A 13,700-nucleotide genomic window follows, 5' to 3' on the forward strand; every position below is an offset into this window, starting at 1 on the left:
TCTTTTAGCCTTCATGGAGTTGAAATGCTTTTTTTAAGAAAAATTACAATAAACGGGTTCAAATCACCTAATAAGTCCATCCAGATCCAGTTTTCAGAAGAACAATCATCTGTAATCTTCGGAAATAACGGCTCAGGAAAAACAACATTCCTCAAAATCTTAAATGCTATATTTAGACAAGACGATGCTGTTCTAATCGAAGAAGAAGTTGATTCTATTGTTATTGAATATTGTGAATGCAAAATATTAGAAGAGAATAAATACAGCTCAATAAAAACAATAGAGATTAAAAAAGAAATAACCCAGCACGAGGAGGATGAGTATGATCCTAATTTGAGTATTTTCCTCCGTAAAGCAACCGAATACCAGTATAACTGGACCCAATTTATAGAGTCTAGCCTATCCAAATCAAAATCCCTTTCCCTCGGGGTTGAAAGGGGCAGCCAATCAACAAGACTAAATTTAAACACAAAAGTATTAATGAATTATCTTACTCGAAACCATGAAGTAAGAGTTAACTTTAAAAGCCACCGTCATGCCCTTGAATTTTCGGAAGATTTAGTACAATTTTTAAGACGTAGAGCTGATAGTTTTCAAAGAGGGAGCAGTTCTGTCGACTTTGGTGCTGACCATATTTTCCTAAAAGAAGTAAATATGGATAATGTGGAGAGTACACTTCTTGGAAGATACCGAAATGCTAGAAGAAGTGCTGCGAGAAAAATCCAAAATGCTCTCTTTGATACTTTAGCTAGTGCAATAACAGAACAAAGCGAACTTGGGCCTAGAGTTCCAGTTCCATTACCCGAAGACTTTAATGACATCATATTTAAAAACAAAGATTTATTAATTGAGGCCTTAGATGATAAAACAGAAAACAGTTTCAAAGACAGAATTGTTAAAGAGCTAAGAAAAATAAACCAAGAAAATGATGTAACTGATTTAAAAGAAAATACACTCTTAAGTAAATTGCTGATAGAAATGGCAAATCAACTAAAAGATACTGAAGCTGAGCTTTCAGCGATAAATACTGTAATAGAAAAGTTTGATTATTTTACTGGTGACGGAAAAGAACTAATTATTAATGGTAATTCCCTGCTTGTAAAAATAAATGGAAGTAAGCACTCGATCAGCAAGCTATCAAGTGGCGAGAGACATATTTTAACACTTTTTACACTCTTACTAGATCAAGGTAGGCATCGAAACTTTATAATTATAGATGAGCCCGAAATTTCTCTGAACGCAGTTTGGCAAGAAGCTTTATTACCCACTTTAGAAGAATTACTTCCCGACTCTCAAATTATTGTAGCATCTCACAGCCCAATATTAGCCGAATCTGTAGATAATCTTGCAGAGCTAGAAGTGATATCTGAAGAAGCACTTGATGATTCCTGTAATTTTTCTGAGGATGATTCTTATGAGTAATGAGCAAATGCGCTTGGATTTTCATAGTGCTATAAAAAAAGCTGTGATGACTAAACGCCCATTAATAGTGGTTGAAGGAAAAGATGATTTAGGTATCTATCACGATTTATTAAATCGCGAAGAAAATAAATTCAACATAAAACCTATAGAGTATTTTAAAGGGTGTGGTTCTGGTTGTAATGAAATAGAAAAACAAGTGCTTGAAATAAATAAAAAATACGAAAAACACCATAGAGCATATGGTTACTTTAAAGGAATAGTAGATAGCGACGCTAAACCCTATCGAAATGAAAAAGTTGAGAGGTCTGGTATTTTATATCTCGAAACGTATTCATTTGAAAATAGTTTTGTAACAAATCAGTCTATTCTTGAAACTGTAAAATTAATTACATCTGTCTCAAATGAACAACTGGATATTAAACTATCAAATAAGATGATAGACCTAATAAATACGAAGGTTTCAGAATTTTATTACATTACTTTAGAAGCATTGAAAAATGCGGTTGTTGAAGAGTATGACTCTTTGTTAGGTTTTTCTGATGGCTATGAACGTTTCTTACACGATAAAGTAAAAAAAGATGCTTTAAAAGAGAAATATCCTGAGTTAGACGAATTTGCCAAAGAACATAACATCTGCAATAAAGATATTATGGATATGAAAAAGTTTTGCAAAGGAAAGTGGCATTTACACTTCTTTTTAAAATCATTACTACACTACTTGCAAGATCTGCATTTGGCATGTGGGAATGAACTAAAGCAATGTCCACTATGTGAAGCTGGCAATGATAAGAGTTGTCTATATAAAAAGAACATAGATATGACCGTTGCTCAATTAATTAGTGTAATCAAAGGTAAAATAGAAAACTCTAATTTAGAATATGTAAAACAAGCACTACAAAATTTAAGTTAATCAAAGCGCGCTACAAATACGCTACACAGAAACAAGTGGGAAAAGAATGAAAATTATAAGTTATTGATTTTATTGGTAGCCCCTACAGGAATCGAACCTGTAACTGCCCCTTAGGAGGGGGCCGTTATATCCATTTAACTAAGAGGCCACTCAAAAGCTGAGGTAAAGCTTGTAGCTTGTAGCTTGTAGCTTGTAGCTTGTAGCTTGTAGCTTGTAGCTTGTAGCTTGTAGCTAAAATTATAACGGTCTAAGGCTTTGGTAATCAAGAGAATAAACCAATCGACTTGTTAGTAAGTCGATTGGCAAAATAATGAGGTTAGTTAACGCGAGCTGTTGCTGATTTGATTGACTCATTTTTTAGCACAAAATAAGGGATCACTTTTTGTGCGCTGGCAATAACCAACTTTGAGTTTAAATTAATTACTCGAGCATTCACTTCAACACCATTTGGGCGGTATATCAGCGTGCCTGTAAGTACATGGCTCGCGATGCGACGCTCGGCTAACTCTTCTACATCTCGCGACATCACAAAATCACCACGTGAGGTCACACTAATGATATCCATCGCTTTAAAATCAACAACGCCAAAGCCAAATTTTTGCAGCTGGTGCATCATTGTTTCAGAGAGTTGATTACCAAGTTGAGAGCTATTTTTTAGGCTCGCATCTAAATCAACAAAGCTAGTTATGGCTATTCCTAACTCGCTTTCTTGTTGCATGGTATCCACTAACTCAAGGGCCATTTGCTCGACATAATTAACAACGGTTTTATGATGTTGATAAGGCACAAATAAACGATGGTTAGCGTTATCCTGCTGCATATCATTTTGTTCAAGCGCTTGTAGCATAGCAACGTAATCGACTTGAGTACTTGCTGATGCAGGTACATTTTGAGCTGTATTTTGCGGCTCTGCTGATTGCTCTGGCAGCAATTGGCAGCCAGATAGTGCGAGCGTTAACGATGCTAAGATAAAATCTTTCATAGCTTACTCACTTGCTTGTTTTAGTGTAATACCATCACTGCGGTTGGTACTATCAAGGGCATCAACCACTGATTGCGGGATAAAACCTTGCGCTGACCCTACAACTGCTTTGCTTGCTAAACCAACAATTCGGGCATTAACGAGCACACCACTTTGATGATTAACCAAAGTACCTGCCAATACATAATTGAAGTTTTGATCTTGGCTTAGCTCTAAATAATCACGACTGAAAACATAGTCACCAGTTGGCGTGACACGCATATAATCAGTGGTTTTAAAGTCAATGACAGGTACACCAAATGCGTGAAGCTCATGAATGAAACTTTCGGCAATTTGATTACCTAGCAAATTCGTTGAGTTGTAATCTGCATCAAGGTATATAAAGCTTGAAACAGCAACCGGCGTGCTATCGCTAACATATTGCAAGTTTTCAACAAGATCCTGCATGATGCCACGCACATAGTGATTAATATTTTTACGTGTTGGTGCTGCTGTAAAGGTGCTGTTATTCATCACCGCCTGATTGGTTTGAAACACACTGTCATTACTATGTGGCGCGGCGACTTCTCTTTGCGCAGCTAACTGAGGATCATTATCGTGTTGTGTTACATCACCAGTTAACATTGATGAGCAACCAAAGCCAAAAGGCAAACATAAAGTTAAAATTAAACGTTTCATTAAATGAGTTCCTCTTAATATTCGCTTCGATACAACTGGCCATCACGTTGCTGAACTTTTTCAGCGCCCCACATCACATTGATAGGGATCTCGGTGCTTGCTGCTGATACTATTCGCAGATCTTTGGTATTTACCAATCGGGCGTTAACTATGTAGGCATGTTGTTGCCGCGTCAGTGTGCCGGTAATAACAAAGTCAATATTCTGACGTTGACGCAAGGTATTTACATCACGACTAAGAACACTATCGGCCGATTGCTGCAAATTTAAAGTCTTTTCTAATCGATACTCTATGGTATGAAAACCAAGCTGAGTAAATTGCGTTAATAAACTTTCTTGAATTTGCTGACTCAAGCCACTGCCCTGATCTTCTGCTAAATCAGTACCTAAGCCATCAGCCATATAGAAACTGGTCACAGCAATACGTGCATTGCCTTTGTAAGGGCCTTGAATACGGCTCAGCTGACTACTTAGATCAGCAACGTATTGATGCACCGTATAAGGTGCCATCGGCGATTTTGGGGTTTCTCTAGGGGGCGCTTTTTGTGGCTCTTCAGTTAAGCTACAACCCACCAACACTAAAAAAACTGAATAAAATAACAGGCGCATAATTGCCATCCTCACTAAACTTAGTAAGTACATAGCAATAATTATGCCTAAGTATTATTGTTGCTGAGATAAATCAAGCGGATTCTGTACATAATGTGATACCAAGCATGCCACCCCGACTGATGCTAACTTTTTACAATCATTAGCTGCTTGCTGCTTTTGTTGATATGCGCCTATTTTCAAACGATGAAAAGTGCTGCCATTCACTGTTACTGACTCTACATTAGCAATAAACTGGCCATTAAATAGCGCCGGCGCTTGTTTTTTAATTTCAGCAAGGCGAGCTGTTAGTCGAGGTAATTCTGTTACAGAAGCAAGTTGTAGTGCAAATTTGGCTGTAGGCTCAGCTATAAACTGAGGTGCGGTTACAGATGACTTTTTAGTCTTTTCAGGCTCAGTTTGCTGCGCATTTAGCAAAGTAAGTTGTTCTGTGAGTAAGGTTAACTCACTTTCTATTGTCAACAAGCGCTCAAGCTCTGGCTTCATCGCTTGGAATTGTTGATGCGACTGCCTCAGCTCTATAAGCTCTTGCTGGCTAATTTTTACTAAGTTTTCTTCACTCACTTGTGGCTCTGACATGCTTTGGCAACCAATGATAGGAGTAACCAGTAAGACTAACCATACTTTCTTCAGATTTTGAAAAGTAGTAAAAACCATAATTTGCTCCTTGCTAGTGTTGAGCATGCTGTTCTGTTACATGACATTTAATTGCTTGTGATATTAGCTGCACACATTGCTGCTCAAGCTCGTTTGCAGACTGTGGGTCAAAGCCAATCGCAAGTGTGTAGTTTGCATTTGCTTTATCGTAAATATAAAAAGCGTTCTGTAACCCTTGCTGTAACAAACGCTGTTTCACCAATGAGTAATACACTTTTAATATTTTCAGTGAATTAAACTTGCCAATACTCGCTATATATCCTTGGCGCTTTTCGAGTGGCCGCAAAGTAATATCAACCCCCACCAGCACATCACCTTTAGGCGATAATTTTATTTTGTGTGTTTGAGCACTGGTCAGTGATTTTTGCTCTTGGTATTGCTTATCAACTACCGCTTTATACTTACCGGGTTTAATATCAGTAAACAAGTAATAGCCATCATAAGCCGCTTGCGTAGTAGCTACATCATTACCTTGTTCATCCACTAAAGTAATTTGGGCATAAGGTTGAACATTAGAGCCTTGCTCTGTTTGCTGATAGACAGTACCTTCTATTTCGCTGGCATTATTTACTGGGTAATCCATGTACTCAACAAAACCTGCTCGTGGTGTTATGGAGAAACCATCGTGGGCGGGGATCATAAAAGGGTCAGCGAAACTATCACGATCTAGCACTATATCTGTTGTGCGATTAGCTGGCATAGCTGAAAGAATCGCAATACCTTGTTCATCGGTAATAGCTTGGCGATAATTTTGTAAGCCTTTTACTTTAACACCCGCCAAGCCCTTTTCATTGTAGTCTTTAAGGCCATTATCATTTTCATCTAAAAACACATTAACCATCAAACTACCAGTATTGGTCAATGTTCGATTACTCATAAATGGCTGATTATATTGACTATCAAAGCCAAAACTAAATCGACTATTTAAGCGAATCTGCCATTGATCGTTGCTGTCGTAATTAACATTACTGCTTAAGTTAATCCTGTCATTTTGCCACGTTAATCCTAATTCGGCAGACTGAACATCGTAATCTAGAGAATCCCTTAAAGTTAGTTCTGCTTGTAAGCTTGGGCCTAAACTTCTACTAAACTCAGCTTCATAACTTACTATTTCACTAACCGGAGAGAGTCGATAATTAACCCCGAATCGACTATACACTCTACCTAGGCGTGTTTGTAAACGCGTCGTACCATCAACACTTTCTTGCCCAACACTTAAGTCTTGCCACTGCAATAAATTATTTATAGAGACGTTTGCATAGTTGTAATTTAAACGGTTATAAATTTGCTTTAAATCACCACTTTGTGCGTGTTGAATCAGAAAGTTATTCTGATAATTGAGCCGGCCAAAATCATTTTTCATCAGCTCACCAGACATATCAAACTGATAGCTTTTCAGCGTTATATCTTGACCATTCTGGTTATCAGTACGGTTCGTTGCGCTGAATAGCAAAGACTGATCAGCCAATTTAGTTCTTGTTGTTAATTCAAATTCTCTTTGTTGTTGATTGTTTTCTTCATATTCCAGATTAACCAAAAACCTGTCTAACAAGCTAAGGTTCGTTCCAAGAGCAACATGATATAGCTCATCTTGCTCTCGTTTTTGCGCCATGAAGCCTGAATACATGGCAATGTTATCACTCACACCATATTGGTACCGCCATGCAGCAACCCAACCCTTATTGGCGTTGTAGTTACTGCTACCCAGTAACTGCTCCCCTTGCTCTGAAACAGATAGCTCATAAACAGCTTCCCCTTGCTCAAGCTGCGTGCCATCAATGTAGTAATATTCAGTTTTTCGCTCTACTTGTCCTTGTGGGCCATAAAAGATCAACTCAAAGCTGTTTTCACCAAACAGTAAATCAATATCAGCAAAAACATAGCGACCATCAGTCAAGCTCAGCTGCTGATCAATTAAAATGCCATTACGATATAATTCAACATCCCAACCTGGCTGTACTGCACCAGTTAGATTCACCCGATTATTATCAATAGCTTGCCCTAGTTGATAATTCGAAATTTTAACCCCGCGACCGTATTGGTTGTTATAACGGCTGCCAACTTGCGTAGCTGTGACATCACCTACTTCAATAAGACTTGCAGCAAGTGGACCTAACAATTGATTATTCACATCTTGCTTGGAGAAAGTTAGCCTTGAGTTATTCAATAAATCACTTTCACGACCCGATAAAAAGTATTCCATCGTTAAATATGCAAAATCTTGCGAGCCAAGTAATGAGTAACTAGCCTGACTGCCATCATTATCTTGGGTGTAATTCAATTGTAAGTCAGCCACAGGGACAGATAAGGCCTGATATGGGCTTGGTTTCCAAGGTAAGGTTGCTTGTTTTTGAGTACTATAGCTTTGCAGTTGTTTTTTATGACGCTGCGCTTGGGCGACAACCGGATAAACAGACTCAGTTTCAATATGTAGCTCTAAGCTTGCGTAGTCAGAGCGGTGCTTAAATTCTAAAGCCTCTGCAAGTACTGCTGCCTCAATATAAATATCATCGTCAACACTAATTTGTTGCTCAGTAAGCTGCCACTTTTTGTTATCTGTAATCAGCTCTTTTTGAGCTGTTAATTGAAAGGTTTTATTAGTGTTGATGAACCAACCTTCTGCCCTCTCGGCTGATAAATCGACATTGATTGCTAATTGTAAGATATCAACTAGCCCTGAAAGCCCCAGCAATATGTCTTGATCAGACTTAAGGGCAAAAACCTCACCTAAATAATTTTCATTTAAATAAATTGAAAATAGCAAAAACTCCCCAGTCGCAATTCGCTGCTGGGTGTCTAAGGTGTCTGCAGAATGGTTGACAGCAGGTGTATGCTTTGATTGTGGAGCATGAAGCTGTTCGCCATTTAGCTTAGCCTTTATGGCATTGAGTCTAGCTAGTACATCCTCTGTACTCACAGTCGAATTAGCAAAGCTGATAGGACTTAATAGCATAAGCCCTAACGCAAATAAGCGATTCATAAATTTTTCGCATTAATCCCTAATGTCGAATAGCAAATGAATATGAGTCAAAAACTATACCTTCATACTCATCAGCACCTTCATATTTAATCTCAATAGGCCCTTTCTTCGGTAGTTTTTTATCGGTAAATAGAGCTAGGTAAGCTGTTGTTTCATTGACTTCAGGGTACAAACTCAAGTTACCAATTTCAGCGATTTTCTCTTGTTTACCCGCTGTATTAGTTGCATACGCACTGAGCCTCCCATAACTACTAAAGCCTTGGCTTTCGGTTAACTTAACTGCAAGACTAAGTTTTTTATTAATAGAGTCTTCAACCAGCTTAACGTCCCTAATTTTAACATTTGGTTGTTCGCCTTGCTCACGATATACAACTGGAATACTAAAACTCATTATCATGTTCACTTTAATACCTGGTTTAGTGCTTTTCACTTCATTGGGTAATGCTTGAAACAATAAGTGAGAACGATACTCCCCTTTAGTCAAATTCTTAGGCTTTCTAATCGCTATTTTAACCGTTTGCCTTTCGCCCGGTGCTAAGCGAATTTGCTTTGGGGATAAACGCGTCATTGGTGAAAGGCTGCTTGCTACAGGCTCACTCAATGTTTGGTAACCACCTGCGGGGAGCGCTAATTTTTCGCTCCATACCACGCGATATGTTCTATATTCATCTGAGCTATTAATGACGGTGACTTTTGCGCTACGTTGGCGCTCATCAAATGAAACTCGAGTTGGTGAAATAAGTAAATTTGCCGTTGCGTATTGACTGAATAAAACAAAAAAGAGTCCACATAAAAGACGTTTTGCGAACATATCTATCCTTAGTAATCGACCGATATTTCTAAATAAGTTGAAGAAGAGTAATGACCATCTGCGTATGCTTTAGCGCTACGATCTGTTGTTAAAATACCGCCAATAAATACTTTTGCCTCACCAAACTCATTGGTGATCACATATTTAGGAAAACCATTAAGGCGCACAGAAAACTCAGCACTCGTGTTGCCGTCTACATCATGTATTAAGTCAACTGGAGCAACTAGATTCATAGTTAGTTGGGTTCTGGCAGGAAAGTCAGTAAGTAATAATTCTGCTGGGTGGCCATTTTCAAGTACATAAACTGAGCCCTGAGTATTGATACTGCCATCATCTTTGACAATTACAGAGCTGGTATTTGTATTAGCTAAAATAACAAGAGTGCCAAAATCAAGCGCTTGTTGCTCTGTGCTCGCTGCTTGTAGAGGCAAAGAGAAAACAGAAAATAGCACACTGGCTAAAAGCAAAAAGCGCATAAAAATTACCTAAAATAATTAATAAGCGACTTCGATTTGAAAAGTCCCCGCATAAACACCATCAGCATATGGCTTTGTGGTAGTACGATCTGATGTATCTAAGCTTGCGCCAATATTGAATGACACAGTACCGTCTTGCGCAACCTGTAAGTTAGGTGTACCAGAATTGTAGTTCGCATTTGCGTTTGGCCCGCTAGTAATAACGAATAACCAATTACCAATTTCAAAGTCAGGACGGTCAGTATCTTGTCCATCTTCAAATTCTAACTGAGTCTGAGTAGGCTCAGTAATCGATAAAATAGCATTTGGAACAGCTTCAGACACAGTAAACGCCGCAGGCTCGCCATCTTCAATGACAGCAAATAAAGCGTTTTCTGTATTATTGGTACTTACTGATATTGGACTAGCATTTGGAGTCGCATTAACTGTAAGTCTTGCTCGATCGGTTCCAGATGGGTCTGCAACAGCACGAATAGTCCCAAAATTAAGGTCACTATCTTTGGTCAAAACAACAGTGTTTTGAACTGTAACTTCAGCACGAAAAGTTTCAGTAGCAGAAAAGGCAGTTGATGAGGCGAAAATAACACTAAGAGAAAGTAAAGAAAGAGGTAATTTCATATTAAGTCCTTATAATTAAATGGCTAAGCCATTTTTCTGTATCTTAAGCTTTATCGACCTCTAGAACAAATACTTTAAGATTAATTACCTAATTTTTAAGAGGAAAGATGCTTAAAGCATCTCTCCAATAAACGGTGCCGTCACACAGGTTTGCCCCATTCTTTTGGCTATCTCACAAAATGCAGTAGCCTGAGTATAATTTGCAAATGGACCAGCCCTTAACCCATACAAGGTTACGCCTTTTTGCTCTCGTGTTTTAAAACGAAAATCAAGGTCATTTAAAACAGCAGGATAATCACGTTTAAGCTTTAAGACCTGATGACTAACTTTTTTCGGCGTTAAATATAAACCTAATTGCACGCCCGCTTCAGCCGCTTTATTTGCTGCAATAATCGCCTCAAGTGAGTCTGTGGATGATGCATGCTGTACTTGCGTTTGTTCGCTTTGATGAATAATCACATCATTTTGTGGCTCTGCTGATTGCAGCGCAGTTAAATCACTATTAGCTGATAGCACTTCGATTAACAACGCAAGGTCTTTTTCCATGGCTGAAAGGCGCTCAATGCTCGGCTGTTGGTTTTGCCACTCGGCAGCAAATTGCTGTACTTGCTGCTCAGTATAAGCTGGCTGAGTTTGCTCTTGGCTCATCATACATGCTGTCAAAGCAGTTAAGTTGATGGTTATCAGTAGATATTTAGAAAAAATAGAAAAATGCATGGTGACGTCAATTCTAAAAAACAGACTTAAATCTTAGCAATAAAAATGCCACCTTTAGAGTGAATATTTGACGCTAAAAATAAATTCGGTTGTCAGTGTAGTTACTTACCCAACAATCAATGCCTTGTCGTTTAATCGCTTCACAATCAGCTTTCGCGTTTTTCAAATACTTATAGCCACCAAACTTAAGTCGATAGTAGGTATGCTCATTTACATCAGCGACTTCAACATTAAGTATCGGCTTTCCTTGAAAAATACTGGGTGCTCGTTTAGCCATTTTCTTTAATGTATAAGCAAGACCTTGTTCCGTATTAACAGACGCTAACTGTAGAGCAAACGCATACTCAGGTTTAACAGAGTCTTTAGAGTCGCTTGATAGTGCTTGAGAAGTATCAGCCTGATCTAGCACTGTACTGACAGGTTCACTTTGGGTTTGCGCCAACAAAAATGAGTTTTGCATTAGCGTTACATCGCTAAGGTACTGAACAACATTGAAAACAGGAAGCTTGTTAAAAGAGATATCACGAAATGCCTTATTACTGCAACCAGACACAGTCAATAACACCAACAGGTATATACTGTAACGCAAAGGTTTTGAGCAATATTTCATAAGTAGGATTCTTAAACGTACCATTAAAAATTTGCTTCTTTTTAAAGAAGTCTATCTGTTAGCACTTACCTATACAAAAACCATAAAAGTGATTTACGACATTGCATAAGAAAACTCTAACACATTATTTGTTATTATAATATTTTCAGTACAGTGCTTAACTAACTGCAATAAAAACTTAATGACACCCTAATACTTAAGTTTTCATATTAGACAACCTAAAGCAATAAAAATCCGTCTTTACATAGGTATTTTTATAAGTATAGCTGAGTTTAACTATCCTACAGGGGTAAATAAGCATCTCACTGATCTTTAATCTTAACAATGCGTTAAGACTTAGGTATATCAGAAAAATCCTTTATTGGGTAATAATCGACAATTGGGAGGAACATGTAAATAACAAAAAAGTGCCATATAGACACTTTTTTTACATAATTTTCAACTAGGTAATTTGAATTGCTTATTTAACCAGCGACTTTATGAAGTCTGTAAGCTCACCTTTGAATTCATCACGACGCAGTGCAAACTCAACTATGGCTTTTAAATAACCAATTTTGCTACCGCAGTCATGGCTTTTACCTTTCATTGAGTAAGCATCAACAATCTCTTTTTCCATGAGCATTGCAATGGCATCTGTTAATTGGATTTCATCGCCTGCACCGGCTGGGGTTTTTGCAAGTAATGGCCAAATATTTTTGCTCAATACATAACGACCCACAACAGCAAGATTTGATGGTGCTTGATCAACTGGAGGCTTTTCAACCATATTTAAAATAGCTGCGCTTTCACCTTGATTGATTTTTACATCACCTAAGTCGACAACACCGAACTTGTCTACTTCGTTTTGCGGCACAGGCTCAACCATAATTTGGCTCTCGCCGGTGGTTTCAAAACGCTGGATCATTTCAGCTAAGTTGTCTTTTTTAAGGTCGCTTGCTACATCATCGATGATCACATCCGGTAAAATAACAACAAACGGTTCATCACCTATGATAGGTGCAGCACAGTTAATCGCATGACCAAGGCCTTTCGCTTCACCTTGGCGAACATGAATAATTGTTACACCTTTCGGGCAGATTGATTGTACTTCTGCGAGTAACTGGCGTTTAACACGCTTTTCAAGCGTTGCTTCTAACTCAAAACTGGTATCAAAGTGGTTTTCAATTGAGTTTTTACTTGAATGCGTTACTAAAACAATTTCTTTAATTCCTGCTGAAATTGCTTCATTCACAACGTACTGAATCAACGGGCGGTCAACAATAGGAAGCATTTCTTTAGGGATTGCTTTTGTTGCAGGTAACATACGTGTGCCAAGACCAGCAACTGGGATCACTGCTTTCATTGATTTCTCCTTAAATTTTATTGTTCTTAAACTGAAAACGGATACTTAATTGCATCGTGACACTGATAACCTACTACTTCAAAATCATCTTTTGTAACCCAGGTTTCAATGTCTTCTAGTGATTTAATATTTGGGTTTATTTTTAATTCTGGCGACGCGAATGGCTCACGCTTAAGCTGCACATCACGCATCAACTCAAGTTGGTTTTCATAAATATGCGCATTCGCTATTTTATGATACGCCTTACCCGGTTTATGGCCGGTGATTTGTGCAACTAAAGCAAGTAACACAAAACATTGAATTTGATTAAAGTTCAAACCCAGCGGCACATCGCAGCTACGTTGGTATGATGTTAAGTATAGGGTATCGCCCAATAAAGAAAAGGTGTGCGTGTGCATACAAGGGCGTAAACAGCCTAACTCAAACTCACCTGGGTTATAAAAAGTGACTATTTCACCGCGATCATCAATCCCTTTTGATAAGTTATCGATAACTTTTTTAAGTTGATCAAGGTGGCTGCCATCCGGACGTTGCCAACTGCGGCCTTGCACACCATACACTCGACCCATATCATCTTCACCACGACGATGTGGGTTTTCTAGCCAAGCTTTGTTTTCGTTTGCGTTAGCATTCCAAGTCATACAGCCGATATCACGAAACTGTGCAGCGCTGTCGTAACCACGTAAATAACCAAGTAACTCCGCTATCGCCGCTTTGTAAAAGCTCTTGCGCGTTGTTATTAGCGGAAACTTATTATTTGCCACATCATATTCAAGATCGGCATTAATAACGGTTAAACACTTGGTACCTGTGCGTTTGTTCTCAACCCACACACCTTCGTCAACAATACGCTGACATAAATCTAAATACTGTTTCATTGATTTGCTCT

At 38.4% G+C, this 13,700-nt stretch carries 14 protein-coding genes and 1 tRNA gene; 2 read left to right on the plus strand and 13 right to left on the minus strand.

The features are described 5' to 3' along the window. Positions 1-24: 24 nt before the first annotated feature. The gene (locus tag AUR67_RS19160) at positions 25-1,422 is read left to right on the plus strand and encodes an AAA family ATPase (protein ID WP_058586438.1); all 1,398 of its coding nucleotides are present in this window, start codon (positions 25-27) and stop codon (positions 1,420-1,422) included. Next, positions 1,415-2,332 carry a DUF4435 domain-containing protein gene (locus AUR67_RS19165; protein WP_161936946.1) on the plus strand — a complete coding sequence of 306 codons (918 nt, stop codon included), beginning with the start codon at positions 1,415-1,417 and terminating at the stop codon, positions 2,330-2,332. The genes AUR67_RS19160 and AUR67_RS19165 overlap by 8 nt, the downstream gene beginning before the upstream one ends. Positions 2,333-2,405: 73 nt before the next feature. Here AUR67_RS19165 and AUR67_RS19170 read toward each other — a convergent pair. The 13 genes from AUR67_RS19170 to AUR67_RS19230 all read right to left on the minus strand — a co-directional run bounded on the left by AUR67_RS19170 (position 2,406) and on the right by AUR67_RS19230 (position 13,689). Then, positions 2,406-2,480: transfer RNA gene (locus AUR67_RS19170), tRNA-Arg, on the minus strand. Between the two features lie 168 nt (positions 2,481-2,648). Next, positions 2,649-3,314 carry a FlgO family outer membrane protein gene (locus AUR67_RS19175; RefSeq protein ID WP_058586440.1) on the minus strand — a complete coding sequence of 222 codons (666 nt, stop codon included), beginning with the start codon at positions 3,312-3,314 and terminating at the stop codon, positions 2,649-2,651. Between the two features lie 3 nt (positions 3,315-3,317). Beyond that, the gene (locus tag AUR67_RS19180) at positions 3,318-3,992 is read right to left on the minus strand and encodes a FlgO family outer membrane protein (RefSeq protein ID WP_058586441.1); all 675 of its coding nucleotides are present in this window, start codon (positions 3,990-3,992) and stop codon (positions 3,318-3,320) included. A 14-nt stretch (positions 3,993-4,006) separates the two neighbouring features. After that, positions 4,007-4,600 (minus strand): FlgO family outer membrane protein, encoded by a 594-nt coding sequence (locus AUR67_RS19185; RefSeq protein ID WP_058586442.1) that lies wholly within the window; start codon positions 4,598-4,600, stop codon positions 4,007-4,009. 54 nt (positions 4,601-4,654) lie between these two features. Then, the gene (locus tag AUR67_RS19190; RefSeq protein WP_058586443.1) at positions 4,655-5,257 is read right to left on the minus strand and encodes an SPOR domain-containing protein; all 603 of its coding nucleotides are present in this window, start codon (positions 5,255-5,257) and stop codon (positions 4,655-4,657) included. Between the two features lie 13 nt (positions 5,258-5,270). Next, positions 5,271-8,237, minus strand: coding sequence for a hypothetical protein (locus AUR67_RS19195; protein ID WP_058586444.1), 2,967 nt, complete (start codon positions 8,235-8,237; stop codon positions 5,271-5,273). A 19-nt stretch (positions 8,238-8,256) separates the two neighbouring features. Next, the gene (locus AUR67_RS19200) at positions 8,257-9,048 is read right to left on the minus strand and encodes a molecular chaperone (RefSeq protein WP_058586445.1); all 792 of its coding nucleotides are present in this window, start codon (positions 9,046-9,048) and stop codon (positions 8,257-8,259) included. Between the two features lie 8 nt (positions 9,049-9,056). Beyond that, positions 9,057-9,524, minus strand: coding sequence for a DUF4402 domain-containing protein (locus tag AUR67_RS19205; protein WP_058586446.1), 468 nt, complete (start codon positions 9,522-9,524; stop codon positions 9,057-9,059). An 18-nt stretch (positions 9,525-9,542) separates the two neighbouring features. After that, positions 9,543-10,142 carry a DUF4402 domain-containing protein gene (locus tag AUR67_RS19210; protein ID WP_058586447.1) on the minus strand — a complete coding sequence of 200 codons (600 nt, stop codon included), beginning with the start codon at positions 10,140-10,142 and terminating at the stop codon, positions 9,543-9,545. Positions 10,143-10,253: 111 nt separating this feature from the next. Next, the gene (locus AUR67_RS19215) at positions 10,254-10,859 is read right to left on the minus strand and encodes an SPOR domain-containing protein (protein ID WP_082665673.1); all 606 of its coding nucleotides are present in this window, start codon (positions 10,857-10,859) and stop codon (positions 10,254-10,256) included. 73 nt (positions 10,860-10,932) lie between these two features. Continuing rightward, complete coding sequence (locus tag AUR67_RS19220; RefSeq protein ID WP_058586449.1) at positions 10,933-11,469, minus strand: SPOR domain-containing protein; 537 nt, start codon at positions 11,467-11,469, stop codon at positions 10,933-10,935. A 460-nt stretch (positions 11,470-11,929) separates the two neighbouring features. Continuing rightward, entirely contained in the window at positions 11,930-12,811 is an 882-nt protein-coding gene (gene galU, locus AUR67_RS19225) for a UTP--glucose-1-phosphate uridylyltransferase GalU (protein WP_058586450.1), read from the minus strand. A 26-nt stretch (positions 12,812-12,837) separates the two neighbouring features. After that, the gene (locus AUR67_RS19230) at positions 12,838-13,689 is read right to left on the minus strand and encodes a thymidylate synthase (protein WP_054562236.1); all 852 of its coding nucleotides are present in this window, start codon (positions 13,687-13,689) and stop codon (positions 12,838-12,840) included. Positions 13,690-13,700 lie beyond the last annotated feature (11 nt).

This window comes from Pseudoalteromonas sp. XI10 (assembly GCF_001469895.1).
GTDB lineage: Bacteria > Pseudomonadota > Gammaproteobacteria > Enterobacterales > Alteromonadaceae > Pseudoalteromonas.

Excerpts from the sequence above, each read along its gene's own strand:
- AUR67_RS19160 (WP_058586438.1), top strand. The coding sequence starts at position 25 with ATGCTTTTTTTAAGAAAAATTACAATAAACGGGTTCAAATCACCTAAT.
- AUR67_RS19165 (WP_161936946.1), top strand. The coding sequence starts at position 1,415 with ATGAGTAATGAGCAAATGCGCTTGGATTTTCATAGTGCTATAAAAAAA.
- AUR67_RS19175 (WP_058586440.1), bottom strand. The coding sequence starts at position 3,314 with ATGAAAGATTTTATCTTAGCATCGTTAACGCTCGCACTATCTGGCTGC.
- AUR67_RS19180 (WP_058586441.1), bottom strand. The coding sequence starts at position 3,992 with ATGAAACGTTTAATTTTAACTTTATGTTTGCCTTTTGGCTTTGGTTGC.
- AUR67_RS19185 (WP_058586442.1), bottom strand. The coding sequence starts at position 4,600 with ATGCGCCTGTTATTTTATTCAGTTTTTTTAGTGTTGGTGGGTTGTAGC.
- AUR67_RS19190 (WP_058586443.1), bottom strand. The coding sequence starts at position 5,257 with ATGGTTTTTACTACTTTTCAAAATCTGAAGAAAGTATGGTTAGTCTTA.
- AUR67_RS19195 (WP_058586444.1), bottom strand. The coding sequence starts at position 8,237 with ATGAATCGCTTATTTGCGTTAGGGCTTATGCTATTAAGTCCTATCAGC.
- AUR67_RS19200 (WP_058586445.1), bottom strand. The coding sequence starts at position 9,048 with ATGTTCGCAAAACGTCTTTTATGTGGACTCTTTTTTGTTTTATTCAGT.
- AUR67_RS19205 (WP_058586446.1), bottom strand. The coding sequence starts at position 9,524 with ATGCGCTTTTTGCTTTTAGCCAGTGTGCTATTTTCTGTTTTCTCTTTG.
- AUR67_RS19210 (WP_058586447.1), bottom strand. The coding sequence starts at position 10,142 with ATGAAATTACCTCTTTCTTTACTTTCTCTTAGTGTTATTTTCGCCTCA.
- AUR67_RS19215 (WP_082665673.1), bottom strand. The coding sequence starts at position 10,859 with ATGCATTTTTCTATTTTTTCTAAATATCTACTGATAACCATCAACTTA.
- AUR67_RS19220 (WP_058586449.1), bottom strand. The coding sequence starts at position 11,469 with ATGAAATATTGCTCAAAACCTTTGCGTTACAGTATATACCTGTTGGTG.
- galU (WP_058586450.1), bottom strand. The coding sequence starts at position 12,811 with ATGAAAGCAGTGATCCCAGTTGCTGGTCTTGGCACACGTATGTTACCT.
- AUR67_RS19230 (WP_054562236.1), bottom strand. The coding sequence starts at position 13,689 with ATGAAACAGTATTTAGATTTATGTCAGCGTATTGTTGACGAAGGTGTG.